At 65.3% G+C, this 24,759-nt stretch carries 28 protein-coding genes and 1 tRNA gene; 18 read left to right on the top strand and 11 right to left on the bottom strand.

Annotated elements, in window-relative coordinates:
- The first annotated feature begins 47 nt into the window (after positions 1-47).
- Positions 48-1,880 (top strand): tetratricopeptide repeat protein, encoded by a 1,833-nt coding sequence (locus FBX97_RS20775; protein WP_141836104.1) that lies wholly within the window; start codon positions 48-50, stop codon positions 1,878-1,880.
- A 66-nt stretch (positions 1,881-1,946) separates the two neighbouring features.
- Here FBX97_RS20775 and FBX97_RS20770 read toward each other — a convergent pair.
- The 6 genes from FBX97_RS20770 to petA all read right to left on the bottom strand — a co-directional run bounded on the left by FBX97_RS20770 (position 1,947) and on the right by petA (position 6,178).
- Positions 1,947-2,022, bottom strand: a tRNA-Thr gene (locus FBX97_RS20770).
- Between the two features lie 21 nt (positions 2,023-2,043).
- Positions 2,044-2,553: a ClpXP protease specificity-enhancing factor gene (locus FBX97_RS20765; protein ID WP_141836102.1), complete on the bottom strand. Its 510-nt coding sequence runs from the start codon at positions 2,551-2,553 to the stop codon at positions 2,044-2,046.
- Between the two features lie 106 nt (positions 2,554-2,659).
- Positions 2,660-3,271, bottom strand: coding sequence for a glutathione S-transferase N-terminal domain-containing protein (locus tag FBX97_RS20760; protein ID WP_141836099.1), 612 nt, complete (start codon positions 3,269-3,271; stop codon positions 2,660-2,662).
- A gap of 89 nt (positions 3,272-3,360) precedes the next feature.
- Complete coding sequence (locus FBX97_RS20755) at positions 3,361-4,122, bottom strand: cytochrome c1 (RefSeq protein ID WP_141836096.1); 762 nt, start codon at positions 4,120-4,122, stop codon at positions 3,361-3,363.
- Positions 4,123-4,146: 24 nt separating this feature from the next.
- Positions 4,147-5,562 (bottom strand): cytochrome bc complex cytochrome b subunit, encoded by a 1,416-nt coding sequence (locus FBX97_RS20750; RefSeq protein ID WP_141836093.1) that lies wholly within the window; start codon positions 5,560-5,562, stop codon positions 4,147-4,149.
- A 1-nt stretch (position 5,563) separates the two neighbouring features.
- Positions 5,564-6,178 carry a ubiquinol-cytochrome c reductase iron-sulfur subunit gene (petA, locus tag FBX97_RS20745; protein ID WP_141836090.1) on the bottom strand — a complete coding sequence of 205 codons (615 nt, stop codon included), beginning with the start codon at positions 6,176-6,178 and terminating at the stop codon, positions 5,564-5,566.
- Between the two features lie 226 nt (positions 6,179-6,404).
- Between petA and mscL the strand changes: the two genes are divergently transcribed.
- Genes mscL through FBX97_RS20725 form a run of 4 tightly spaced genes read left to right on the top strand, consistent with a single transcriptional unit; the run spans position 6,405 to position 9,103 of the window.
- On the top strand, positions 6,405-6,836 hold the full coding sequence (gene mscL / locus FBX97_RS20740) for a large conductance mechanosensitive channel protein MscL (RefSeq protein WP_141836087.1): 432 nt from the start codon (positions 6,405-6,407) through the stop codon (positions 6,834-6,836).
- 16 nt (positions 6,837-6,852) lie between these two features.
- The gene (locus tag FBX97_RS20735) at positions 6,853-8,001 is read left to right on the top strand and encodes a Do family serine endopeptidase (protein ID WP_141836084.1); all 1,149 of its coding nucleotides are present in this window, start codon (positions 6,853-6,855) and stop codon (positions 7,999-8,001) included.
- A 28-nt stretch (positions 8,002-8,029) separates the two neighbouring features.
- Positions 8,030-8,716, top strand: coding sequence for a DUF2461 domain-containing protein (locus FBX97_RS20730; protein ID WP_141836079.1), 687 nt, complete (start codon positions 8,030-8,032; stop codon positions 8,714-8,716).
- Between the two features lie 15 nt (positions 8,717-8,731).
- Positions 8,732-9,103 (top strand): cupin domain-containing protein, encoded by a 372-nt coding sequence (locus FBX97_RS20725; protein ID WP_141836076.1) that lies wholly within the window; start codon positions 8,732-8,734, stop codon positions 9,101-9,103.
- A 63-nt stretch (positions 9,104-9,166) separates the two neighbouring features.
- Here the strand turns inward: FBX97_RS20725 and FBX97_RS20720 are convergent, their stop codons facing one another.
- From FBX97_RS20720 to FBX97_RS20700, 5 genes are all read right to left on the bottom strand, one after another.
- Complete coding sequence (locus tag FBX97_RS20720; RefSeq protein WP_370457304.1) at positions 9,167-10,207, bottom strand: NAD(P)H-dependent glycerol-3-phosphate dehydrogenase; 1,041 nt, start codon at positions 10,205-10,207, stop codon at positions 9,167-9,169.
- Positions 10,207-10,668: an SH3 domain-containing protein gene (locus tag FBX97_RS20715; protein WP_141836073.1), complete on the bottom strand. Its 462-nt coding sequence runs from the start codon at positions 10,666-10,668 to the stop codon at positions 10,207-10,209. Before FBX97_RS20715 ends, FBX97_RS20720 begins: the two co-directional genes overlap by 1 nt.
- Before the next feature lie 108 nt (positions 10,669-10,776).
- Positions 10,777-11,250 (bottom strand): protein-export chaperone SecB, encoded by a 474-nt coding sequence (gene secB / locus FBX97_RS20710; protein ID WP_141836070.1) that lies wholly within the window; start codon positions 11,248-11,250, stop codon positions 10,777-10,779.
- A gap of 204 nt (positions 11,251-11,454) precedes the next feature.
- Entirely contained in the window at positions 11,455-11,724 is a 270-nt protein-coding gene (grxC, locus tag FBX97_RS20705) for a glutaredoxin 3 (protein ID WP_141836067.1), read from the bottom strand.
- Positions 11,725-11,741: 17 nt separating this feature from the next.
- Positions 11,742-12,146 carry a rhodanese-like domain-containing protein gene (locus tag FBX97_RS20700; protein WP_141836064.1) on the bottom strand — a complete coding sequence of 135 codons (405 nt, stop codon included), beginning with the start codon at positions 12,144-12,146 and terminating at the stop codon, positions 11,742-11,744.
- Between the two features lie 88 nt (positions 12,147-12,234).
- Here FBX97_RS20700 and gpmA point away from each other — a divergent pair, with 88 nt between their 5' ends.
- The 13 genes from gpmA (at position 12,235) to gspD (ending at position 24,722) form a co-directional block, all read left to right on the top strand.
- The gene (gpmA, locus tag FBX97_RS20695) at positions 12,235-12,981 is read left to right on the top strand and encodes a 2,3-diphosphoglycerate-dependent phosphoglycerate mutase (RefSeq protein WP_141836062.1); all 747 of its coding nucleotides are present in this window, start codon (positions 12,235-12,237) and stop codon (positions 12,979-12,981) included.
- 66 nt (positions 12,982-13,047) lie between these two features.
- Positions 13,048-14,436 carry a murein hydrolase activator EnvC gene (locus FBX97_RS20690; RefSeq protein WP_141837083.1) on the top strand — a complete coding sequence of 463 codons (1,389 nt, stop codon included), beginning with the start codon at positions 13,048-13,050 and terminating at the stop codon, positions 14,434-14,436.
- A 14-nt stretch (positions 14,437-14,450) separates the two neighbouring features.
- Positions 14,451-15,956 (top strand): S41 family peptidase, encoded by a 1,506-nt coding sequence (locus FBX97_RS20685; protein WP_141836058.1) that lies wholly within the window; start codon positions 14,451-14,453, stop codon positions 15,954-15,956.
- Positions 15,956-16,726 (top strand): molybdopterin-synthase adenylyltransferase MoeB, encoded by a 771-nt coding sequence (locus FBX97_RS20680; RefSeq protein ID WP_141836055.1) that lies wholly within the window; start codon positions 15,956-15,958, stop codon positions 16,724-16,726. Before FBX97_RS20685 ends, FBX97_RS20680 begins: the two co-directional genes overlap by 1 nt.
- 117 nt (positions 16,727-16,843) lie before the next feature.
- On the top strand, positions 16,844-17,302 hold the full coding sequence (gspG, locus tag FBX97_RS20675; protein ID WP_141836052.1) for a type II secretion system major pseudopilin GspG: 459 nt from the start codon (positions 16,844-16,846) through the stop codon (positions 17,300-17,302).
- 27 nt (positions 17,303-17,329) lie between these two features.
- On the top strand, positions 17,330-17,827 hold the full coding sequence (locus FBX97_RS20670) for a GspH/FimT family pseudopilin (protein WP_141836048.1): 498 nt from the start codon (positions 17,330-17,332) through the stop codon (positions 17,825-17,827).
- A gap of 4 nt (positions 17,828-17,831) precedes the next feature.
- Complete coding sequence (gene gspI / locus FBX97_RS20665) at positions 17,832-18,215, top strand: type II secretion system minor pseudopilin GspI (RefSeq protein ID WP_141836043.1); 384 nt, start codon at positions 17,832-17,834, stop codon at positions 18,213-18,215.
- Positions 18,212-18,841, top strand: a complete 630-nt coding sequence (locus tag FBX97_RS20660) for a type II secretion system protein J (protein ID WP_141836040.1) — start codon at positions 18,212-18,214, stop codon at positions 18,839-18,841. Before gspI ends, FBX97_RS20660 begins: the two co-directional genes overlap by 4 nt.
- The gene (gene gspK, locus FBX97_RS20655) at positions 18,838-19,845 is read left to right on the top strand and encodes a type II secretion system minor pseudopilin GspK (protein ID WP_255517570.1); all 1,008 of its coding nucleotides are present in this window, start codon (positions 18,838-18,840) and stop codon (positions 19,843-19,845) included. Before FBX97_RS20660 ends, gspK begins: the two co-directional genes overlap by 4 nt.
- Positions 19,846-19,862: 17 nt before the next feature.
- Positions 19,863-21,110 (top strand): type II secretion system protein GspL, encoded by a 1,248-nt coding sequence (gspL, locus tag FBX97_RS20650; protein ID WP_185748712.1) that lies wholly within the window; start codon positions 19,863-19,865, stop codon positions 21,108-21,110.
- Positions 21,107-21,625, top strand: coding sequence for a type II secretion system protein GspM (gspM, locus tag FBX97_RS20645; RefSeq protein ID WP_141836034.1), 519 nt, complete (start codon positions 21,107-21,109; stop codon positions 21,623-21,625). The genes gspL and gspM overlap by 4 nt, the downstream gene beginning before the upstream one ends.
- Positions 21,622-22,395 carry a type II secretion system protein N gene (gene gspN, locus FBX97_RS20640; RefSeq protein ID WP_141836031.1) on the top strand — a complete coding sequence of 258 codons (774 nt, stop codon included), beginning with the start codon at positions 21,622-21,624 and terminating at the stop codon, positions 22,393-22,395. The genes gspM and gspN overlap by 4 nt, the downstream gene beginning before the upstream one ends.
- The gene (gspD, locus tag FBX97_RS20635) at positions 22,395-24,722 is read left to right on the top strand and encodes a type II secretion system secretin GspD (protein WP_141836028.1); all 2,328 of its coding nucleotides are present in this window, start codon (positions 22,395-22,397) and stop codon (positions 24,720-24,722) included. The genes gspN and gspD overlap by 1 nt, the downstream gene beginning before the upstream one ends.
- Positions 24,723-24,759 lie beyond the last annotated feature (37 nt).

Raw genomic sequence — 24,759 nt, 5'->3', positions numbered from 1 at the left:
TTCTGTCGGCAAAAAGCGTCGACGTCGATGATGTGGAGGAGTAGATCATGCGAAATCCTGGAATCCTGGCCGCGTTGGCGGCTGCCGGTGCCGCCACGCTGCTGGCCCTGTCCCCGACCTCCGCCGAGCAGGGCACGGCACCGTCTGCATTCGATCCCCTGTTCGCCCGCGGCGCCAGCTGCACCCCGGCCCAGGCCGGCCGTCCGGTCCTGCTCGCCAGCCTGCTGCAAGTCCAGAACCAGCTCCAACCGCCGCCGACCGAAACGCGTCCCTTCCAGCCCGGCCAGCAATTGCCCGCGCAAGCCGACGGCAGCGCCGACAGCCCGCCGCCGCTGTACAAGGACCTGGGTAAATTCCACCTGCCGATCACCACCCGCAGCAGGCCGGCCCAGGCCTATTTCGACCAGGGCATCCGCCTGGCCTTTGCCTTCAACCATGCCGAAGCCGCGCGCGCCTTCCGCGCCGCCCAGCAGGCCGATCCCGGCTGCGCCATGTGCTACTGGGGAGAGGCGCTGGTGCTGGGGCCCAACATCAATGCGCCGATGTTCCCGCAGGCGGTGGCCCCGGCCTACGCCGCGGCCAGCAAGGCCGTCACCCTGCTTGACGCGGTCACGCCGCACGAGCAGGCCGTGATCCGCGCCGTCGCCAAACGCTACGCCGAGGCGCCGCCGGCAGACCGCAAGCCGCTCGACCAGGCCTATGCCGACGCGATGGGCGAGGCGGCGCGCGCCTTTCCCAGCCACGACACGATCCAGGTTCTGTACGCCGAAGCACTGATGGACCTGTCGCCCTGGGATTACTGGCAGGCCGGCGGTACCCAGCCCAAGGGCCGCACGCCGGAGATGATCGCCGCCCTCGAGCGCGTGCTGGCGCACAACCCGAACCACCCGGGCGCCGCCCACTACTACATCCACGCGGTGGAAGCCTCGTCCAACCCCGAGCGCGCCTTGCCCTACGCGCGCCTGCTGGCAAGGCAGATCCCCGGCGCCGGCCACATCGTGCACATGCCCTCGCATATCTATTACCGGCTCGGCCTGTATAAAGAGTCGCTGGACGCCAACCTGCAGGCGGTGGCCGTCGACGAGCGCTACTTCGGCCGCTCGGGCAGCGATCCGGTCTACAAGGGCGCCTACTACCCGCACAACATCCACTTCGTGATGGTCTCTGCCTTGATGGGCGGCGACGGCAAGACCGCACTGGACGCCGCACATAAACTGGATAAATCGTTACCGGCCGAACTGGTGGCGACATTCCCGCTGATCCAGCCGGTGAAGGCAGCGCCATACTTCTCGCACGTGCAGTTCAGCAGTGCCGACACGCTGGTGGCCCTGCCGGACCCCGGCCCGGACCTGGTGCTGGTGCAGGCGATGTGGCATTACGCACGCGCCGTCGGCTTCGCGCGCAAGGGCATGGCGCCCGAGAGCCGACGCGAGATCGATGCCCTGGCCACCATGGAGCGCAGCGCCGACTTCAAGCCGTTTGACCAATGGGGCATCCCGGCCCAGGACATCGTCCGGACCGCCCGCTACGTCGCCACCGGCCGCCTGGCCGATGCACGCGGCGACCTGCCGCTGGCGCTGGCCGCCTACCGCCAGGCGGTCGCGGTGCAGGACGGACTGCCCTACATGGAGCCGCCATACTGGTACTACCCGGCGCGGCAGTCGCTGGGCGTGGCCTTGCTGCGCGCCGGCCGGCTGGACGATGCGGAAGACGTGTTCCGCGCATCGCTGGCGCGCACGCCGAGCAATGGCTGGGCGCTGCGCGGCTTGATGGAGGTGTACCGGCAGCGCGGGGATGCGGTGTCGCTGCAGCTGGCGCAGCGGCGTTTCGAGACGACCTGGCTGGGGAAGGGCGGGGAGCCGGCGTTGGCGCAGCTGTAAGCGGCGTGTCGAGCAGTCCAGAAAGCAAAAAGCCCAACCATGTAGGCTGGGCTTTCGCACGATTCTTGGTGCCGGCTGCAGGACTCGAACCCGCCACCTGATGATTACAAATCAACTGCTCTACCTGATGAGCTAAGCCGGCAATGTGGCCAGAATTATACCGCTATTTGATGCGGGTCAACGTAGGCCGGCCACCTTTTTTCGGTGGCTCATTGTCGCCGTCGGGCAGATGCGACACTTCCGACGCCGTCTTGGCGGGGACTGCAGCCAATCCCGGCGCTGCCGGCTCGGCGGCGGGGGCCGGTGCCGGCGCGGGGGCCAGCGTCGGGGCAGGGGCCGGCGGTGCCATCTCGGCCGCCGTCGTGTTCACCTCGAACGCCATGCCCTGGCCGTTTTCGTTGGCATAGATCGCCAGCACGTTCTGCACCGGAATGTACAGCTCGCGCGACACGCCGTTGAAGCGTGCACGGAAGGTGATGGCGTCGTTGTCCATCTTCAGGCCCGAGGTGGCGCCGTAGCTGATGTTGAGGATGATCTCGCCCTTCTTCACGTATTCCATCGGAACCGTGGTCGCGGCGTCGACTTTGACCGCCAGATAGGGCGTATGGCCGCTGTCCGTGCACCATTCGTAGATGGCGCGCAGCAGGTACGGCTTGGTAGAGATGTCTGGCATGTTCGGCATTCGGGTTGCATCGAATTGCACGCCAGTGTAATCCGAATCGCCGCAGGGCGTCGAACAACTGGCGTGCAACGGTATCCCGCGAACGGGACGCGTGCGCTTAACGGCGCATGACCTTTTCGGAAGGCGTCAGCGCTTCGATGTAGGCCGGGCGCGAGAAGATGCGCTCGGCGTACTTCATCAGCGGCGCCGCGGTCTTCGACAGCTCGATGCCGTAATGGTCGAGGCGCCACAGCAGCGGAGCGATCGCCACGTCCAGCATCGAGAACTCGTCGCCCAGCATGTACTTGTTCTTCAGGAACAGCGGTGCCAGCGTGGTCAGGCGGTCGCGGATTTCGGCGCGGGCGCGGTCGTGGCTCTTGTCGGTGACCTTGTTGCGCTCGTTCTCGAGCGTGTTCACGTGCACGAACAGCTCTTTTTCGAAGTTGAACAGCATCAGGCGCGCACGCGCGCGCATCAGCGGGTCGGCCGGCATCAGCTGCGGATGCGGGAAGCGCTCGTCGATGTACTCGTTGATGATGTTCGATTCGTACAGGATCAGCTCACGCTCGACCAGGATCGGCACCTGGCCGTACGGGTTCATCGTCGAGATGTCCTCGGGCTTGTTGAACAGGTCCACGTCGCGCACTTCGAAGTCCATGCCCTTTTCGAACAGGACCAGGCGGCAGCGCTGGGAGAACGGGCACGTGGTGCCGGAGTAGAGAACCATCATGGTTTATAGTTCCTTCAAGAAACAAAGGGGTGAAGGCCAAATGGCTCACCCCGAATAGACATTGCCCGCATTATAACCGGGCAATCAAATCACTTTACATCTTTCCAATAAGAAGCATTCAGACGCCAGGCAAGGAAAGCGAACAAGGACAGGAACAGTACCACGACCGCACCCAGGCGCTTGCGCAGGTCGCGGGTCGGTTCGGCCATCCATTCCATGTATGCCACCAGGTCGGCGACCTGGGTGTCGAACTCCGGCTGGCTCAGGCTGCCCGGCGTGACCTGCTCGAAACCGGCGAAACGGTGCATCGTCTTGCCCTTTTCGTGCGGATCGGGTTCCTCGACCATTTTCACGGTACGCACCCCCTGCAGTTGCCACAGTACGTGCGGCATGGCGACGTTCGGCACCACCAGGTTGTTCCATCCGGTGGGACGGGTGTCGTCCTTGTAGAAGGTGCGCAGGTAGGTATACAGATAGTCGCCGCCGGTGCCGGCGCCCGATGCGCGCGCACGCGTAATCACCGACAGGTCCGGCGGTACTGCGCCGAACCAGGCCTTGGCGTCGTCCGCACGCATCGCGACTTTCATCATGTCGCCCACCTTCTCGCCCGAGAACAGCAGGTTGCCCTTGATCTGGTCTTCGCTCAAACCCAGGTCCCGCAGGCGATTGTAGCGCATCGACGATGCCGAATGACAGTTCAGGCAATAGTTGACGAACAACTTGGCACCGTTTTGCAGCGAAGCGATGTCGGTACGTTCGGGCGCGCGGTCGAGCGCGAAGCCGGCTTCGTTGGCGAACACGAAGCCGGGCACCAGGGCCAGCACCGCGAGCAGTTTCTTCGTAAGATTCATGGTTGTCCTTTGGCTCAATCCAAGTCAATGCGCGGTCCAGGTCACACGCTTGGGCAGCGGCTTGAAGCGGCCCATCGTGCTCCACCATGGCATCAGGAGGAAGAAGCTGAAGTACAACAGCGTCGCCAGCTGGGCGATCAGCGTGTAGGCCGGGGTCGGCAGCTGGGTGCCGAGGTAGCCGAGCACCAGGAAGCAGACGAAGAACACGCCATACACGGCCTTGTGCCAGCCCGGGCGGTAGCGGATCGAACGCACCGGCGAGTGATCCAGCCAGGGCAGCAGGGCCAGGATCACGACGGCCGAGCCGAACAGCACCACGCCCCAGAATTTCGCGTCCAGCACTTGCGGCAGCATGCCGATCTCGACCAGCACGGCCAGCACCGTGATCGCGATCTTGGTTTTATAGGACAGGCGCGAGCGCAGCCAGATGAACACGACGTAGGCGGCCAGGCCGGCCATCACCACCCACATGAAGTCGGAGGTGGTGGCGCGCAGCACCGAGTAGAACGGCGTGAAGTACCAGGTCGGCGCGATGTGCGGCGGGGTCTTGAGGGAGTCGGCCGGCAGGAAGTTGTTGTATTCCAGGAAGTAACCGCCCATCTCTGGCGCAAAGAACACGATCGCGCTGTAGATCAGCAGGAACACCGAGACGCCGAAGAAATCCTTGGTCGTGTAGTAGGGATGCGACGGGATCGTATCGACGCCGTGGCCGTCCGGACCGAGGTTTTCCTTCACTTCGATGCCGTCCGGGTTGTTCGAGCCGACTTCGTGCAGCGCGATCAGGTGCGCCGCCACCAGGCCCAGCAGCACCAGCGGGATCGCGATCACGTGGAAGGCGAAGAAGCGGTTCAGGGTCGCATCCGACACCACGTAGTCGCCGCGGATCCACAGCGACAGGTCCTGGCCGATGACGGGGATGGCGCTGAACAGGTTGACGATCACCTGCGCGCCCCAGTACGACATCTGGCCCCAGGGCAGCAGGTAGCCGAAGAAGGCTTCGGCCATCAGGCACAGGAAGGTGGCGAAGCCGAACAGCCAGATCAGTTCGCGCGGCTTGCGGTAGGAGCCGTACATCAGCGCCCGCGTCATGTGCAGGTAGACCACGATGAAGAAGGCCGAGGCGCCGGTCGAGTGCATGTAGCGCACCAGCCAGCCCCACGGGACTTCCTTCATGATGTATTCGACCGAGCCGAACGCCAGGTTGGAATCCGGCTTGTAGTGCATCGTCAGGAAGATGCCGGTGACGATCTGGATCACCAGCACCAGCATCGCCAGCGAGCCGAAGATGTACCAGACGTTGAAATTCTTCGGTGCGTAGTAGCGGCCCCACTGTTCCTGCCACAGCTTCGACAGCGGAAAGCGGTCGTCGATCCAGGCCAGGGCCTTCTGGCTCTTCGGCGCATTGGCCGGGAGCTTGGTTTCCTTGAATGCAGCGCCCATCTTATGCCTCGCCTTTCTCGTCTTTGCCGATCACGATCCTGTTATCGGTTAGATACATGTACGGGGGGACATCGAGGTTCACCGGCGCCGGCTTGTTCTTGAATACGCGGCCGGACAGGTCGAAGGTCGACCCATGGCAGGGGCACAGGAAACCGCCGTGCCAGTCGTCCGGCAGGTTCGGCTGCGCGCCTTCCTGGAAGCGCGCCGACGGCGAGCAGCCCAGGTGCGAGCAGATGCCGACCACCACCAGCACTTCCTTGTGCTTGTCGTACGCGCGGAATTCGTTCTTGGCGTACTTCGGCATATCGAGCTGGAAGGTCTTGTCGGAAGCCGGATCGGCGACAAGGTTGTCGTTCTGCTTGAGGCTGGCCAGCATTTCGGGCGTGCGGCGCAGGATCCATACCGGCTTGCCGCGCCATTCGGCCACTTTCATTTCGCCGGGTTTGACGTCCGAGATATCGACCTCGACTGGAGCACCGGCCGCCTTGGCCCGTTCGGAAGGTTGAAGGGTACTGACCAGAACTCCGGCCGTTGAAACACCGACGACACCACCCGCCGCGCATGTAGCCACGAGCAAGCCTCGCCGGCCTGAATCGACCTGCTTCTCATTACTCATACCAACTCCATTCGTCAAATGCGAAATGTTGCACTGCAATGCATTGCAATACAGTAAAAGCCAATATTGCAACAATCGATTATATGTGAACAGTTTTGCAAATTAAAGAAAAAACGTGCCTGCCGCGAACTCTGCAATGCGCGTCGCGCGCCCACCGCTGCCGTCGGGTTGGCGCACCTTCCTGTATCATCGCCACGAGATAATCAAAGAACAAGGAGGGCTCCGGATGGCCATGCTGGAAGAATTCAGGAAATTCGCGATCAAGGGCAACGTGGTCGACCTGGCGGTGGGCGTGATCATCGGCGGCGCCTTCGGCCGCATCGTCGATTCGCTGGTGCAGGACGTCATCATGCCGCCGATCGGCAAGCTGTTCGGCGGTCTCGATTTCGCCAGTTACTATATTCCGCTGAACCACCAGGCCTATGGCTTGCCGCTGGCCGAAGCGAAGAAGGCCGGCGCCGTGCTGGCCTACGGTAACTTTCTCACCATCCTGCTGAACTTCCTGATCCTGGCCTTCGTGATCTTCCAGATGGTGCGTCTGATGAACCGCCTGCGCAACTCCTTCCATCATCCGGACGAGGACAAGCCGGCCGTGCCGCCGGCGCCGCCGGAAGACATCCTGTTGCTGCGCGAAATCCGCGACTCCCTGAAAAAATAGATTCCAGGCTCACGCCATGCGCCGCTACTGGCTCCTGTTCGCGCAAACCGTCACCATCGCGCTCGGCGTGTATGCGGTGATCGCGGCGCTGCGCCCGGCATGGCTGGAACGGGCGCCGGCCCAGGTCGGGATCGGCACGCCGGGGCGCGCGATCCCGGTGCTGCAGGCGCCGGGCGGCGGCGCGCCGAACAGCTACCGCGACGCGGCCGGCAGGGCGATGCCGGCCGTGGTCAACATCCTGACCAGCAAGGCGCTGCGCGAGACCCATCCGCTGTTGAAAGATCCCTTTTTTAGACGTTTTTTCGGCGACAAGATGCCGCCGCAGGAACAGATGGCCAGCCTCGGTTCGGGCGTGATCGTCAGTGCCGAGGGCTACATCCTGACCAATAACCACGTGGTCGAGGGCGCCGACGAGATCGAGGTCGGCCTGGCCGACGGCAGGAAGGCCGAGGCCAGCGTGGTCGGTACCGATCCGGAAACCGACCTGGCCGTGATCCGCATCAAAGAGAAAAACCTGCCGGTGATCGTGCTCGGCGAACCGGACCAGGCGAGGGTAGGGGATGTCGTGCTGGCGATCGGCAACCCGTTCGGCGTCGGCCAGACCGTCACCCTGGGCATCATCTCGGCGCTGGGGCGCAACAACCTGCACATCAACCACTTCGAGAATTTCATCCAGACCGACGCCGCCATCAACTTCGGCAACTCGGGCGGGGCGCTGGTCGACAGCCGCGGCAACCTGCTCGGCATCAATTCGGCGATCTATTCGCAGACCGGCGGCTCGGTCGGCATCGGGTTCGCGATTCCGGTGTCGACTGCGAAGACGGTGCTGGACTCGATCGTCAAGCACGGCCAGGTGGTGCGCGGCTGGATCGGCATCGAATCCCAGGACATCACGCCGGAACTGGCCGGTAATTTCGGCCTCGGCCGCGACAGCGGCGCCATCATCGCCGGGGTCGTGCGCGGCGGGCCGGCCGACCGTGCCGGCATGCGTCCGGGCGACATCCTGCTGGCGGTGAAAGGGCGCAAGGTTGGCAATACCAACGACATGATGAACCTGATCGCCGCACTGCCGCCAGGAGAAAAGGCGCCGATGACCGTGATGCGCAAGAACCGCGAAACGACGCTGGCGGTGACGGTCGGACGGCGGCCGCGCCAGACGCCCTGATTCTTTATAACCTGTTACCGGAACCTCCATGCACCTGCGTGACCTGACGCAATTCCTGACCGAACTCAAAGACAACAACACGCGCCCCTGGTTCATCATGAACAAGCCCCGCTACGACATCCTGCGGGCCGAGTTCGTGGAAGTGCTGACCGAACTGATCCAGGAAATCGCCAAGTTCGACCACCAGGTCGCGGCCTGCGACCCGAAGAAGGCGATGTTCCGTTTCCAGCGCGATACCCGCTTTTCCAACGACAAGACGCCGTATAAAAACCATTTTTCGGCCGGCATCGCGCCGGGGAATAAACGGCGTCCCAGCGAAGGCGGCGGCCCGACCTATTATTTCCACATCGAAGCCAACGGGACGCTGCTGTTCGGCGCTGGCGAATACCTGCCGCCGGCGGCGCGCCTGAAGGCGATCCGCGAACACGTGGTCAACGATGCGACAGGTTTCTCGAAAATGTTGAAGAATAAACATCTGCGCGAGACCTATGGCGACCTGAATCCGGAAGACAAGCTGCAACGTCCGCCGAAAGGCTTCGATCCGAACCATCCGCTGATCGAATACCTGAAGCTCAAGAGCTATTTCGTCTGGATCGAGATGAAGCTGGACATCAATGCGCCGGACAAACTGGTGCCCCAGCTCGCGCAGGGATTCAAGGATGCCACCGCGCTGGTGAACTGGCTGCGCGGGGTGCCGCAAACTTACGACGAGTAATGATTGGAGAGAAACATGGCCTTGCAACATGCAGTATCGGGTGAACGGATCGCACTACAGCGCGGCGAAGACGACATCGCCAACTTCACGTCGATCGCGTTGATCAAGACCGATCACATGGAATTGATCCGGCTGGTGCTGCCGAAGGACAAGCCCATGCCGGAACACTGGGTCGAGGGCGAAATGACCCTGCTGTGCCTGGAAGGCGAGATCGTGTTTCAGGCCCACGGCCGCAGCACGATCCTGAAGCCGAATGAAATGGTCTACCTGGCCGGCGGCGAACCGCACGCGATCAGCGCCAACGAAGACGCGGTGGGCCTGATGACCATCCTGCTGCACCCGGGCGACAATAGCGGCGGCCCGACGTCGCGCACCACGAGCGCATAATGGTAGGGATGGGTTGCGGTGATTGATGCCCAGGCATCACTCACCGCAACCTGGGTAAACCGTTTAGGCCAATTCATTGCGCGGATCCCGCGCCAGCAACTGCCCGGCCATCTCGGCCGCCGGAATCCCGTCGAACAACACGCCCGCCACCGCATTCGTGATCGGCATGTCGACGCCCATCCGGCGCGCCAGTTCGCGCACTGCCTTGGCACACGGCACGCCTTCCGCCACGTGCCCCAGCTCGCGCACGATGGTGTCCAGCTGCTTGCCTTCGGCCAGCGCCAGCCCGACGCGGCGGTTGCGCGACAAATCCCCGGTGCAGGTCAGGATCAGGTCGCCCATCCCGGTCAGCCCCATGAAGGTGCCGGCATGCCCGCCCAGTGCGGTGCCGAGCCGGGTGATCTCGGCCAGGCCGCGCGTGATCAGTGCCGCGCGCGCATTCAGGCCGAGGCCGAGGCCATCGGCCGCGCCGGTGGCGATTGCCAGGATATTTTTTACGGCGCCGCCGACTTCCACGCCGACCATGTCGTCGCAGGCATACACGCGCATATTGCCGCCATGTACCAGGCTGACCACGCGTTCGCGCAGTTCCGCCGAGGCCGAGGCCACGGTCAGCGCGCACGGCAGTCCGCGCGCCACTTCCTGGGCGAACGAGGGGCCGGACAGGGCTGCGCCGGTTACGCCATTGCCCAGTACCTCATGCACGACCTGGTGCGGCAACAGGCCGGTGTCGTATTCAAAACCTTTGCACAGCCAGACGATGTTCGGGATCGGGCGCCCCTTCAGCGCCTGCAGCAGCGGGCGCAGGCCGGCCACCGGACAGGCGGCGATCAGCAGCGGGGTGGCATCGGAGGACGAAGCCGCGCCGGCTACGTGGGCAATTGCAGCCTCGAAATCGGCGCTGACCTGCAATCCCTCGGGAAACGGGAAACCGGGCAGGTAATCGGTGTTCTCGCGCGCCGCGGCGCTGCGTTCCATTTGCGCCGGGTTGCGTCCCCACAGCAGCACGTCATGGCGTGCTGCCAGCGCGATCGCGACCGCCGTGCCCCAGGCGCCGGCACCGAGGACGGTAATGTTCTGTGCTGGTTTATCGTGCATGCTCATCAGATACCCCAGACGTCGGACGCCCTGACGTAGCCGCTGACGCCGTCGCGGTGGCGCACGCGCACCCACGGACCGGCTTCCGGATCGACCAGTTCGAGCAAGACATTCTTGTCGGCCGTCATGAGGACCGGCGCCGCATCGTCGGGCGTCGCCCGCACCTTGGCGGAAGCGGCCTTGACGATCACGTTGCGTTTCGCGGACAGGCCTTTGATTTCGGTCCAGGCCATGTCGCCGGCGGCATCGCGCACCTTGACCCAGTCGCCGTAGCTGAGCACGACTTCGACCGGCATGCCGCTGGGGGCGACGAACAGTTTGCTGCCCTTGACCGACGGGGCATCGTAAAGAATCACGGAACGGGCGCCGACGCTCTTGAAGTCGAAGGCACTGGCGGCGAACGACGCCAGCAGCAGACAGCTACCGAGGATCAGGCGGGGAGAAAAGCGCTTGCGGATGGACGGCATGCGGGCCTTTGGGAAGACGAAAGACGCCGAAAGGCAGGGCAGGTGCCGGTGGCCTTCCAGCAGGAAGACAACCGGCACCAAGTAGACATCTACTACGATACGACGGTATTACTGGTTGCCGATCGGGGTGCCGGCGGTTGCTGCCTGCTCGGCCAGGGCCTGGCGACGCTGCTGGTAGAACACTTCGAAGTTGATCTCGGCCAGGTGGACCGGCGGGAAACCGGCACGGGTGATCACGTCGGCGATGTTGCTGCGCAGGTAAGGATAGATGATGTTCGGGCAGCCGATGCCCAGCAGCGGATCCATCTGGTCAGCCGGGATGTTACGGGCTTCGAAGATACCACCCTGCTTGCCTTCGACCAGGAAAGCGACCTTGTCCTTGACCTTGGCGGTCACGGTGATGGTCACGGTCGATTCGTAGATGCCATCGGCAATCGCTTCGGCGCCGACGTCCAGCGAGACCTCGATGGTCGGGGCTTCCTGCTCGAGGAAGATCGCCGGGGAATTCGGTTGTTCCAGCGACAGATCCTTCAGGTAAATACGCTGGATTTGGAATACGGGTTGCAGGTTTTCGTCAGCCATGGAACGCTTTCGTTTAATTGTAAGAAGAACAGCTGTCGCTATCCCGGATGCTCGGATGCGTGGATCAAAGCGTCGGCAATTGTATCAAAACCAATTAGGTTGCAATAGCCATTGTCAGACAACTTCCGCGCGGGCAGGCAGACTGCTGCGGCGCGCGCCGAGGCCCATGAAAGCGGCCCGGCGGCGGCCCGTTCCCTTATTACCTCAGGCCGCTTCGCCCTTCAGCAGGGGATCCAGGCGGCCGGCCTGGTCGAGCGCGTACAGGTCGTCGAAGCCGCCGACGTGGGTGTCGCCCACGTAGATCTGCGGCACGGTGCGGCGGCCGGTGCGCTGCATCATGATGACGCGCTGTTCCGGGTCGAGGTCGACGCGGATGCGTTCGATTTCGGTGACGCCCTTGGCTTCGAGCAGGCGCTCGGCACGCACGCAATACGGGCAGCTGGCGGTGTGATAAAGAACGACGTGGGCTGTCATGGTAATTCCTTTCGATGTTATTTGGTCACGGGCAGGCCGGCAGCCGTCCAGGCTGCGATACCGCCTTCCAGGCTATAGATATCTGCAAACCCTGCCGTTTTCAACAGGCGCTCGGCCTTGGCGGCGCGGCTGCCGTTCTGGTCGACCACGATCACGGTCTTGATTTTGGCCTTGTCGAGTTCGCCGACGCGAGCGCCCAAGTCTGCCAGCGGAATGTTTTTCGCGTCGCGCAGGTGGCCGGCGGCGAACTCGTCGGCAGTGCGCACATCGATCACGGCGGTGGTCTTGCCGCGGTTGATCATCTGGGTAACCTGCATGGTCGAGGCCAGGCGGCCGCGCGGCGTCAGCGACGTCCAGAGCAGGGCGGCGCCGGAAATCACGGCGACCGCAACGGTGGGAAGATGGTCAAGGATGAAATTCACGAATGTTCCGTTGGTTGAACTGAATCCGCGCATTATAAAATAGAAGTTGCCGGACATTTTTCTACGAACTTTCTTTAAGTAAGAGCTTATGTACAAAATCGTATTCATGCGCCACGGCGAGTCCACCTGGAATCTCGAAAACCGTTTCACCGGCTGGACCGACGTCGATCTCACCGCCAAGGGTATCGAAGAGGCGAAAACCGCGGGCCGCCAGCTGCGCGAGGCCGGCTTCACCTTCGACCTGGCCTATACCTCGGTATTGACGCGTGCGATCCGCACCCTGTGGCTGGCCATGGACGAAATGGACATGATGTGGCTGCCAGTCAAGAACGATTGGCGCCTGAACGAGCGTCACTACGGCGCCCTGCAGGGCCTGGACAAAGGCGAGACCGCCGCCAAGTTCGGCGACGAGCAGGTGCTGGTCTGGCGCCGCAGCTACGACACCCCGCCGCCGGCCCTCGACGAGAATGACGAGCGTACCTCGTTCGCCGATCCGCGCTATGCCGGCCTCGACCGTGCAAGCATTCCCCTGACCGAATGCCTGAAGGACACCGTGGCGCGCGTGATGCCGGCCTGGGACGAGGAAATCGCCCCTGCCATCCGCGCCGGCAAGAAGATCCTGATCTCGGCCCACGGCAACAGCCTGCGCGCGCTGATCAAGATGCTGGACAACATCAGCGACGCCGACATCGTCGGCCTCAACATCCCGAACGGCACCCCGCTGGTGTACGAACTGGATGCCGACCTGAAGCCGATCCGCCATTACTACCTGGGCGACCAGGACGCGATCGCCGCCAAGATGGCTGCCGTGGCCAACCAAGGGAAGGCGAAGTAAGTCTTGCGCTTCCCCGTATCACGATCCGCCGCCGGCAAGCTGCTGTGCGGCTTGATAGCTTGTGTACTGGCCTTGGGCGCCGCTCACGCGGATCCGAAGGCCAGGTCTCGTCAAACCGAGCGCAGCAAGCAGAAGGCAGCCGCCGAAGCCTCGCGCGCCGCCATCCAGCAAAAACTCGGCGCGCTGAAGAAGGACATCAGCCGTACCGAGAGCGAAAAGGAAGACGCGGCCGACGAGCTGTCCGAATCCGAAGAAAAAATCTCGGACGCCACCCGCGCCTTGCGCGAACTGGCCGAAGAACAGGCTGCGACCAATGCCAAGCTGAAAGACCTGGCCAACGAGCAGGAGCGTCTGGCCAAGACCATCGCATCCCAGAAGCAGCAACTGACCAAGATGCTGCGCGAACACTACGTTGCGGGTAACGAAGACCGCATCAAGCTGCTGCTGTCGGGCGACAACCCGAACCGGATCAACCGCGACCTGCAATTGATGGCCTACGTCTCGCAGGCCCAGGCCAAGCTGCTGACTTCGCTGCGCGGCAACCTGGCGGCGGTCGAGGCCAACCACGCATCGACCCAGAACGCCAAGGATGAACTCGAAGAGATCGCCGGCGAGCAGCGCGACCAGAAGGCGCTGCTGGAAAAGGAAAAGGCGAAACGCGCCACCCTGCTGGCCAACCTGTCGAGCAAGCTGGTCAACCAGCGCAAGCAGGCCAGCAGCCTGGAGCGCGACGAACAGCGCATGAGCGGCCTGGTCGACGAGCTGACCCGCATCATCCGCGAACAGGAAATCGCCGCCGCCGCCGAGCGCAAGCGCCAGCAGGCGCTGGCCGAGGCGCGCGCCAAGGCCGCCGCCGAAGCCAAGGCGCGCGCGCTGGCGCGTGCCAAGGCGCTGCAGGCGGAGCGCGAACGCCTGGCCCGCGAAGCGGCCAGGACCGGCAAGCCGGCGAAACCGCTGCCGGTGCCGGAAGAGCCGAAGGTGGCGGCCGAGCCGGCGGAAGAGAAAGCGCCGCCGCCGCAACGCCGCGCCGATACCGCGCTGGCCTCGAACCTGCCGAGCGGCGCCTTCGAAAGCCTGCGCGGCCGCATGCCGGCGCCGGTCGCCGGCCGTGTCGCCGCCCGCTTCGGCACCAAGCGCGCCGACGGCCCGGCCTGGCGCGGCGTGTTCGTCAAGGCGCCGCAGGGCACCGACGTGCGCGCGGTCGCGCCCGGCCGGATCGCCTACGCGCGCGGCATGCGCGGCTGGGGCAATGTGATCATCATCAACCATGGCGGCGAATACCTGTCGATCTACGGTTTCAATGAGACGCTGCTCAAGCACGAAGGCGATACTGTGAAGGCGGGCGACGTCATTGCCAGTGCCGGGAATACCGGCGGCAACGAGGAATCGGGGCTATACTTCGAGCTCAGGCATCTGGGCAAGCCGATCGACCCGGCCGGCTGGGTCAACTTCTAGGATCTAGGAAGCACATGGGTAACAAACTCAAGAACCTTGGCCTGATCGGCATCGGCATGGTCGCCGGCGTGGCTGCCACCGTGCAGTTCTCGGCGTTTGCGCAAAAGGCTGCGGAATCGCCGTTGCCGCTGGACGAACTGCGCCAGCTGGCCGACGTGTACGGCCTGATCAAGAGCGACTACGTCGAAAAGGTCGACGACAAGAAACTGCTGTCGGACGCCATCGCCGGCATGGTCGCCTCGCTCGACCCGCACTCGGTCTACCTCGACCAGAAGGACTTCGCCGAGATGCAGGAAGAGGTCGAGGGCAAATTCGTCGGCGTCGGCGTCGAAGTCGCGATGGAAGACGGCTACGTCAAGATCGTGACCCCGATCGAGGACACGCCCGCCTACCGCGCCGGCATCAAGGCCGGCGACCTGATCACCCGTATCGACAACGTGCCGGTCAAGGGCCTGTCGCTGGACGACGCCATCAAGCGCATGCGCGGCGAGGCGCACAGCAAGGTGATGCTGACCATCGCCCGCCGCGGCGCCGACGCGCCCTGGGTGGTGCCGGTCGAGCGCGAGGAAATCAAGGTCGCCAGCGTCAAGGGCAAGATCGTCGAGCCGGGCTACGCCTGGCTGCGCATCAGCCAGTTCCAGGAAGAGACCGTGGACGAGCTGGCCGCCAAGATCAAGGAGCTGTATGCCCAGAACCCGGCCATCAAGGGCCTGGTGCTGGACCTGCGCAACGATCCGGGCGGCCTGCTGCCGAGCGCGATCGGCGTGTCCGCTGCCTTCCTGCCGCAGAACGAAGTCATCGTCTCGACCAAGGGCCAGCTGGCCGAATCGAACGCGACCTTCTACGGCCGGCGCGAGTTCTATGCGATGAAGCCGGGCGCCGATCCGCTCTCGAAACTGCCGGCCGCCCTGAAAACCGTGCCGATGGTGGTGCTGGTGAACACCGGTTCGGCATCGGCCTCGGAAATCGTGGCCGGCGCGCTGCAGGATTACAAGCGCGCCATCGTGCTGGGCAGCCAGACCTTCGGCAAGGGCTCGGTGCAGACGCTGCGCCAGCTGACCGAAGACACCGCCGTCAAACTGACCACGGCGCGCTACTACACGCCGAAAGGCCGCTCGATCCAGGCGCTCGGCATCGTGCCCGACCTGAAAGTCGACGAGACCGCGGAAGGCGACGGCCTGAACGCGATGCAGGTGCGTGAAGCCGACCTCGACCATCATCTGGTCAACGAGGGCGAGAAGGGCGTCACGGTATCGACCGCCGCAGCCTCCGCCGCCAAGGCGAAAGCGCGGCGCGACGAGCTGGAAGAAGAGCAGCGCGCCCTGGCCCTGCTGAAGAATGCCAAGCCGCTCGAGTTCGGCGGCAAGGACGATTTCCAGCTGGCGCAAGCCATCAACCACTTCAAGGGCTTGCCGGTACGCCTGGCGAAAGTGGATGCGGAGGGCGACAAGGCGGCGCCGGCGCAGTTGCCGGGCGAAGAGCAGAAGCCGCCCGAGCTCAAGGGCGCGCCGAAAAAATAATGCACGACCAGCAACTGCTGCGCTATTCGCGCCATATCCTGCTCGACGAGATCGGCATCGAAGGCCAGCAACGCATGCTCGATGCGCATGCGCTGGTCATCGGCGCCGGCGGCCTCGGCTCGCCGGCCGCCATGTACCTGGCCGCCAGCGGCGTCGGCCGCATCACGCTGGTCGACGACGACACGGTCGATCTGACCAACCTGCAGCGCCAGGTGATGCACACGACGGCGCGCGTCGGCCAGCCCAAGGTCGAGTCCGGCCGTGAAGCCCTGTTGCAGATCAATCCCGACATCGCCGTCGTGGCCTTGCGCGAACGCGTGGGGCCGGCCCGCCTGGCGGAACTCGTGGCAAGCGCCACTGTCGTACTCGACTGCAGCGACAATTTCGCGACCCGCCATGCGGTCAACCGCGCCTGCGTCGCCGCCGGGGTGCCGCTGGTGGCCGGCGCCGTGATCCGCTTCGACGGCCAACTGTCGGTCTACGACATGCGCGATCCGGCTTCGCCCTGCTACGCCTGCCTGTTCCCGCCGGACAGCCGTTTCGAAGACGTTGCCTGCAGCACGATGGGCGTATTCGCACCCCTGGTCGGGGTCGTCGGCGCCGTGCAGGCCGCCGAAGCGCTGAAGCTGGTGGTCGGCATCGCGCCGTCGCTGGCCGGGCGCCTGCAGATGCTGGATGGCCGGGCCATGGAATGGAGCGAGGTGAGGGTGGCGCGCAATCCCGCCTGTCCGGTGTGCGCGGGCCGCGCCGTCCCGCGCAGCGACCGATAAAGGTGTCATTCACGACCGCCTGCCTTACAATTGGAAAAGCTTGTAAGGTGGTCTTTGCCAGTCAAACCGACTTATACTAGATCGTTTTTACCGACTCTTATCCATAGATTGAGCCATATGCAAAATGTTTCGCAACGCCTGAAGGGCCAGCGCCGCCAGCGCGGCTTCACCCTCGTCGAGATCATGGTGGTCGTGGTCATCATCGGCATCCTCGGCGCCCTGGTCGTGCCCAAGCTGCTGGGCCGTACCGGCGAGTCGCGCGTGACCGCCGCCCGCGTCGACATCTCGACCCTGATGTCGGCCCTGAAACTGTACAAGCTCGACAACCAGCGCTACCCGACCACCGAACAGGGCCTGCAGGCGCTGATCCAGAAGCCGACCACCGGCCCGGCGGCCAACGGCTGGAAGGAAGGCGGCTACGTCGAACGCCTGCCGAAAGACCCGTGGGGCAATGCTTACCAATACCTGTCGCCGGGCATCCATGGCGGCGAAGTCGAAATCATGTCGCTGGGCGCGGATGGCCAGCCGGGCGGTACCGGCGAAGATGCCGACGTCGGTTCCTGGGACAATAAGTAAGTGAGCCAGTAAGGAGCCCTTATTCCGATGACCACGCGCGCGCGCGGGCTGTTGCGCCGGAAAGCTGCGCCAGCCCACGGCTTCACCCTGGTGGAAATCATGGTCGTGATGGTCATCATCGGCATCACGCTGGGACTGGTATCGATCAACGCCATCCCGAGTCCGCGCCAGGACCTGCAGGACGAGGCGCGCCGCCTGTCCCTGCTGCTGCAGCTGGCGCGCGACGAGGCGATCGTGCGCAACCGCCCGGTCACCTTCGAAGCCACACCCGAGCGCTACCACTTCCTGGTGCGTAATGAAACGCGCTGGGACCCGATCACCAGCGACGACCTGCTACGCGAGCGCGACTTCCGCAATGCGCCGCTGACCCTGCTGCTGGAACCGGGCAGCGCCGGCACCGCCAATCCATTGCGCATCACCTTCGGCCGCGAACCGGTCGACAAACCCTTCCTGCTGACCCTGGCCAGCGGCGACATCCGCGTCGCGATCCGGGCCGACGGCGTCGGTCATTTCACGGTCGAATGAGCCCATGAACCTGCGTATTCCATCGCGGCAGCGCGGCTTCACCCTGCTCGAAGTGCTGGTGGCGCTGGTCATCGTCGGCACCGCATTGGGTGCCGGCCTGCGCGCGGTCGGCAGCCTGAGCACGAACAGCGCCGGCCTGCGCACGGCGATGATGGCGACCTGGTCGGCCGAGAACCGCCTGGTGCAGATCCGCCTGAGCCGGCAATTCCTGGAGATCGGCAAGCGCAGCTTCGACTGCCCGCAAGGCGACCTGCACCTGGTATGCCAGGAAGAAGTCTTTTCCAGCCCGAATCCGCGTGTGCGCCGGGTCGAGGTGTCGGTGTTCGACATCGCCAACCCGAACCGGCGCATCGTCAAGCTGATACAAGTGGTGCTGAGGCGGACATGAGGCACCTGAACCGCCCGCGCGGCTTCACCCTGGTCGAACTGCTGGTCGCGATCAGCATCCTGGCCATCGTCGCCGTGCTCGGCTGGCGCGGCCTGGACAGCATCGTGCGCGCCCGCTCCTCGCTCACCACGCAGATGGAAGTCACGCGCGGCATGCAGCTCGCCTTTGCCCAGCTGCAGAGCGACTGCGAGCACATCACCCGTCCCGAGATCCTCAACGGCCGGCCCTACCTGTTGATCGGCAACGGCCGTATCACCATGGTGCGCGACGTGTTCACGGAAAACCAGCCATCGCGCCTGCAGGTGGTGGCCTACCGCATCGTCAACGGCACCCTGATGCGGCGCGAATCGAACGTCACCCGCGACCTGGCCGAACTCGACGCCCTGTGGCAGGCCTCCACCAGCGACACCGATACGGGCGGCGCCGTGCCACTGCAGGGCGGCGTCGCCGGCATGCAGGTGCTGGTGTGGCAGAACGACGGCTGGCGCCAGGCGGTCGCGACGATCAATAGCGTGGCGCAGAGTGCGACCGGCGTTTCGCAGGAAGCGACCGGCCTGCAGGTGGCCTTGCAGCAGCAGGGCCAGGAAGTACCGTTGAGCAAATTCTTCCTGATAGGGGAGCCATGATGCCGGTACGCTTGAAGCGGCGCCGCTGGCGCCAGCGCGGGGTTGCGGTGATCACTGCACTGTTGCTGACCACGCTGGCGGTGGCCATCGTGGCCAGCCTGTTCTGGCAGCAGCAGGTGCAGGTGCGCTCGATGGAAAACCAGAGATTGCACCTGCAGACCAAGTGGATCCTGCGCGGCGCGCTCGACTATACGTCCCTGATCCTGGACACGTTCAGAGGCGGCTACACCAGCCTCGACCAGGCTTGGGCGTTGCCGGTGGCCGAAACCCGGCTCGACCAATATATTGAGCGCGAGCGGGTCGAGGGCGAAAATTTCGAGGCAACCTTGGCCGGCAATGTCACGGACGCGTCGGCGCGTTACAATTTACGCAATCTGGCTGACAGCAACGGGCCGGTCCCGGATCAGGTCGCGCTCTTCAAGAATCTGCTGCGCAACCTGCAACTGGACCAGTCGCTTGGCGACCGGATTGCGACTTACGTGTATGCCACCCTGCCGCCGGCGCCGGCAACGCCGCCCGGTACCGGGAACGGCCAGCCGCCGACGACGCCGCCGGTGCAGCGCAGCACGGTGGCCGGCAAGCCGATCAGCCTGCTGCAAGTGGATGATTTGCTGGCGATACCCGGTATTTCGCAGGAAATGGTCGAACGCTTGCGGCCCTTCGTGATCGTGCTACCGTCAGGAAATACCTTAACGACAGTGAACGTGAACACGGCCCCGCCGGAATTGTTGTCGGCCATGGTCGTCAACCTGTCGATCTCGGAGGCCAACACCCTGGTGGCGCAGCGCAAGCAGGCGCCGTGGAAGGACATGAGCTACTTTACGAATGCATTGAGTGGACGCGTGGTGACGGCGGCAAATTCGGCGGCAGTGACGAGCGAATGGTTCCTGGTCGACAGCCGCATCCGGCTCGACCGCGCCGCGCTGGATGCGCAGTCGCTGATCTACCGGCCGTCGACGCCGGTCGCCGGCGGTACCCGCGTGATGTGGACCCGCGAGAACTAACAAGAAAGCGAGACGGTTTGACTACACTCTATATCCGGCACCCGGCCCGCGCGGAAGGCGAACATGCGCTGAGCCGCTTCGCCCTCGTCAACGACGGCGGTGTCATCGAGCAGCAGGGCGAAGGCCCGCTGCGCAACCTGGGCGACCTGGTCGGCACCGCGCGCCGGGTCGTGCTGCTGCTGGCCGGCGCCGACGTCTCCCTGCTGTCGGTGCAGGCGCCGCCGCTGACGGGCGCGCGCCTGAAGGCGGCGCTGCCGGCCCTGGTCGAGGAACACATCCTGGGCGACCCCGAGGATTCGGTGCTGGTGGCCGCACCCGAGCAGCCCGACGGCACCCGTCCGATCGCCGTGGCCGACCGCGACTGGCTGGAAGCCATCGTGCGCGCGCTGCTGGCCCAGGGCGCGCGCTCGGTCGCCGCCATCCCGGCCCAGCTGTGCCTGCCGCTGCAGCCGGGCAGCGTGTCGGCTGCCGTCGACGGCGCCGAGCTGACCCTGAGACAAGGCCTGTTCCAGGGCTTCGGCCTGGCCCTTGAAGCGGTCCCGGCCGTTGTGCTGCAGACCGCGCGCGCCTTCAGCGGCGACGCGCCGCTGGTGCTGTACGTGCCGCGTGCCCTGCTCGGCGAATACCAGGTGCTGGCCCAGGAAGCCGGCCCCGGCATCACGCTCGAGACCGACGACTGGGCGCACTGGATCGCCGCCTCGCGCAGCACCGCGCTCGACCTGGTCAGCGGCCTCGGCGCGGCCGGCACCCCGGTGCGCGACTGGCGCCGCTGGCGCTGGCCGCTGCGCCTGATCCTGCTGGCGCTGGCGGTCAACCTGGCCGGCCTGAATCTCGACTGGCTGCGCCTGAAGCGCGAAGCCGCCACCGTGCAGCAGTCGATGACCCAGACCTTCCGCCAGGTGTACCCGCGCGACCCGGTGGTCGATCCGGTGGTCCAGATGCGCCAGAACATGGCGCGTGCCCGGGCCGGCACCGGCGAGCTGTCGCCCGACGAATTCACTTACCTGGCGGCGGCGTTCGGCGAAGCTGCACGTGCCACCGGACGCGAACCCGGCATTGCATCAATCGAATACCGCGAACGCGCGCTGTCGGTCAAAGTCAAACCAGGAACGGCCGACCCCGGCTTGACCGGGCAACTGCGCACGGCCCTGGCCGCGCGCGCCCTGACCCTCGACGACACCACGCCGGGCACCTGGGTCATCCGCAGCGGCGCACGCGGTACCGGCACAGGAAACACCGCAGGCAGTACAGGAGCCACGCAATGAGCCTTGCCACCACCATCGCCCAGTACCGCGAGCGCGCCAATGCGCTCTGGCTCGCGCGCACCGAGCAGGAGCGCCGCTTCCTGACCGTCGGCGGCGCCGTCGTGCTGCTGGCCGTGCTGTACCTGCTGCTGGTCGATCCCGCGGTCGAGGGCCGTGCCATGCTGCGCCGCCAGCTGCCGCAGCTGCGCCAGCAGGCGGCCGAACTGCAGGCCATGGCCCAGGAAGCCGGCGCGCTGGCGCGCGCGCCCGCGACCCAGATCCCGCCGATCACGCGCGAAGCCGTCGACACCAGCCTGAACAGCCGCGGCCTGAAGCCGCAATCGCTGGCGATGACCGGCGAATACATCAAGCTGCAGCTGAATAACGTACCGTTCGCAGGCCTCGCCAACTGGCTCGACGAGCAGCGCCGTGCCAACCGGGTGCTGGTGCAGGACGCCACCGTCACCGCGCTGCCCACGGCCGGCCAGGTCGACGCCAGCCTGACGCTGCGGCAGAACACCGGCGCGGCCCAATGAAGCGGGCCGTACTGTGGGGTGTGCTGGCCGCGCTGGCGGTGGCCGTCACGATCCTGGCGTTCCTGCCGGCCGCGTGGCTGGGGCCGATGGTCGAGCGCCAGACCGGCGGCCGTTTGACTCTGGGGGATGCGCAGGGTACGCTGTGGCGCGGCTCAGCCTTCGTGGGTGGCGCGCCGGGCGAGGGCGGGGCGGTCACGCCGCTGCTGCCGGGCCGCTTCAGCTGGCGCCTGTCGCCGCTGGTGCTGTTCGGCCAGGTCAGCATGGACCTGGCCAACGGCGAGGCGCTGGCGCAGCCGGTCCGCATCAGCGGCAGCTGGTCGCAGTGGCAGGTCAGCGCCGGCGAACTGCTGCTGCCGGCCGAAGGCTTGTCCGGCCTGGGTGCGCCGCTGAACACGCTGGCGCCGTCGGGCACCATCAAGCTGTCCTGGAACCTGCTGGATATCGCACGCCAGGGGCAGGCGGTGGCGGTGAGCGGGCGCACGGTGCTGTCCATGAGCGACATGGGATCGCGCATCAGCCCGATCAAACCGCTGGGCAGCTACGAGATGGCGATGGACTGGCGCGGCCAGCAGGCCGACTTGACCCTGCGCACGGTCCGCGGCGCCCTTTTGTTGTCTGGTAGTGGTGCACTGGAAAATGGGCGCCTGCGCTTTTCGGGACAGGCTCAAGCGGCCGAAGGATATGAAGACACGCTGGGCAACCTGCTCAACCTGCTGGGCCAGCGCCGAATGGTGAACGGCAAGAACATAATCGCACTCGAGTTTAGATAATGAAAAATAATCCGCAAGTCCCGGCCTTGCGCCGTATCGCAGCGGGCGCCATGTTGTGCTGCGCCATCCTCTCGGCAATCTCGCCGGTGACCGCCCTGGCCCAGGAGGGCAGCGGCGCGGCGCTCAACTTCGTGAATGCCGACATGGAATCGGTGATCAAGGCGGTCGGCCATTACACCGGCATGACCTTCATCGTCGACCCGCGCGTGAAAGGCACGATGAGCCTGGTGTCGGAACGCTCGCTCACCAAGGCCCAGGCTTTCGCGCTGCTGACTTCGCAGCTGCGCCTGCAGGGTTACGCGGTGGTCACCGGCGACGGCTTCGCCAAGGTGGTGCCGGAAGCGGAAGCCAAGCTGCAATCCTCGCCGACCCAGGTCGGGGTCGGCGGTTCGCGCGTGCGCGGCGACCAGATCGCGACCCAGGTCTATCGCCTGCAGCACGAGTCGGCGGCCAACCTCACCGCGGTGCTGCGGCCGCTGATCTCGCCGAACAACTCGATCATGGCCGACCCGGGCAACAACAGCCTGGTGATCACCGATTACGCCGACAACCTGCGCCGCCTGTCGAAGATCATCGCCGCGCTGGACGGCCCGGCCACCTCCGACCTCGACGTGATCCCGATCCGCAACGGCATCGCCAGCGACGTCGCCACCCTGGTCACGCGCCTGATGGAACCGAGTGCCGGCGGCGATTCCGGCCGCGTCACCGTGCTGGCCGATGCCCGCACCAATTCGGTGGTCGTGCGCGCGCCCTCGGCCGGACGCGCCAACATGGCCAAGAGCCTGATCGCCAAGCTCGACCAGCCGACGACCGAACTCGGCAACATCCACGTGGTGTACCTCAAGAATGCCGACGCCAGCAAGGTCGCCCAGACCCTGCGCGCGGTGGTGTCGCAGGATTCGTCGGCGGTGCCGGTGCAGCAGCAGGGCACCGCGGGCGGCTCGATCCAGTCCGGCACCGCGGGCGCCGGCGGCACCGGCAGCGGCGGCCTGGGCGGCGGCCTTGGCGGCAATCAGCAGCAGAGCAGCATCGGTGCCGGCGGCACCGGCGGCACCTTCGCCCAGCAGAGCCAGGCCACGGCCGGCGGCGCCGGCGGCGGCCAGGGCTCCGGCTTCATCCAGGCCGATGCCTCGACCAACAGCCTGATCATCACCGCGCCGGACGCGCTGTACCGCAACCTGCGCTCGGTCATCGACCAGCTCGACGTGCGCCGCGCCCAGGTCTACATCGAAGCGCTGGTGGTCGAAGTCAATGCTGCCAAGGCATCGGAGCTGGGCGTGCAGTGGCTGGGCCTGTCCGGCAACGACGCCAGCAAGTACCGCGTCGGCGCGCTGCAATCCTTTAATACCAACGGCAGCAACAACATCGTCAACCTGGCCGTGGCCGCTCGAAGCGGCCTCAGCGGTACGAGCGGCAGCTCGATACCGACCCTGGGCGGGCTGTCGGTCGGCGTGTTCCGCCAGATCAACGGCGCACTCGGCCTGGGCGCGATCGCCCACGTGCTGGAAACCGACGGCGACACCAACATCCTGTCGACTCCGAACATCATCACGCTGGACAACGAACTGGCGACGATCAAGGTCGGTCAGAACATTCCGATCCTGACCGGTTCGTTCACGACCACGGCCAGCGGTTCCAGCAACCCGTTCCAGACCATCGACCGCAAGGACATCGGCCTGCTCCTGAAAGTGCGCCCGCAAATTTCCGAAGGGGGTACGATCAAGATGGCGATCTACCACGAGAACTCGGGCATCGACAATTCGGTCGCCTCGACTTCGGGCATCGTGACCACGGTGCGCGCGATCGAAAACAACATCATCGCCGACGACGGCCAGATCGTGGTGCTGGGCGGCCTGATCTCGGACGACCAGAGCAGCAACGAAGAGCGGGTGCCCGGCTTGTCCAGCATCCCGGTGGTGGGCAACCTGTTCAAGTACCGCACCCGCAACCGTACCAAGCGCAACCTGATGGTGTTCCTGCGTCCGGTCGTGGTGCGCAGCAAGGAACAGAACAGCAGCATTTCGATGGACCGCTACGACTACATGCGCGCCGCCGGTACCGAGCTCCAGCAGAACAACGACGGCAACATCATGCTGCGCGATCTCGGCACGCCGGTGCTGCCGCCGCTGACCAACGGCCAGCCGCCGGTCGGCAACGGCACGATGGCGACGATGCCGCCGCCGGCGCCGGTCGCGCCGCGTCCGGGCCAGGCCACCGGCACGGGCACGGGCACGGGCCAGCCGGTCCGGCCGGTGCAGCCCGGCCAGCCGGACTATCGGCCGGCACAGCCGTCGCCGTCGGATTACCGTCCGGCCCAGCAAAACTAAGCGCAATCCAGTAGAACCAGCAGAACCAAGCAGAATC

Source organism: Herbaspirillum sp. SJZ107 (assembly GCF_006715485.1).
Taxonomy (GTDB): domain Bacteria; phylum Pseudomonadota; class Gammaproteobacteria; order Burkholderiales; family Burkholderiaceae_D; genus Telluria.
Note: the sequence above shows the minus strand (reverse complement) of the source record. Positions and strands in the feature narration are given on the sequence as shown.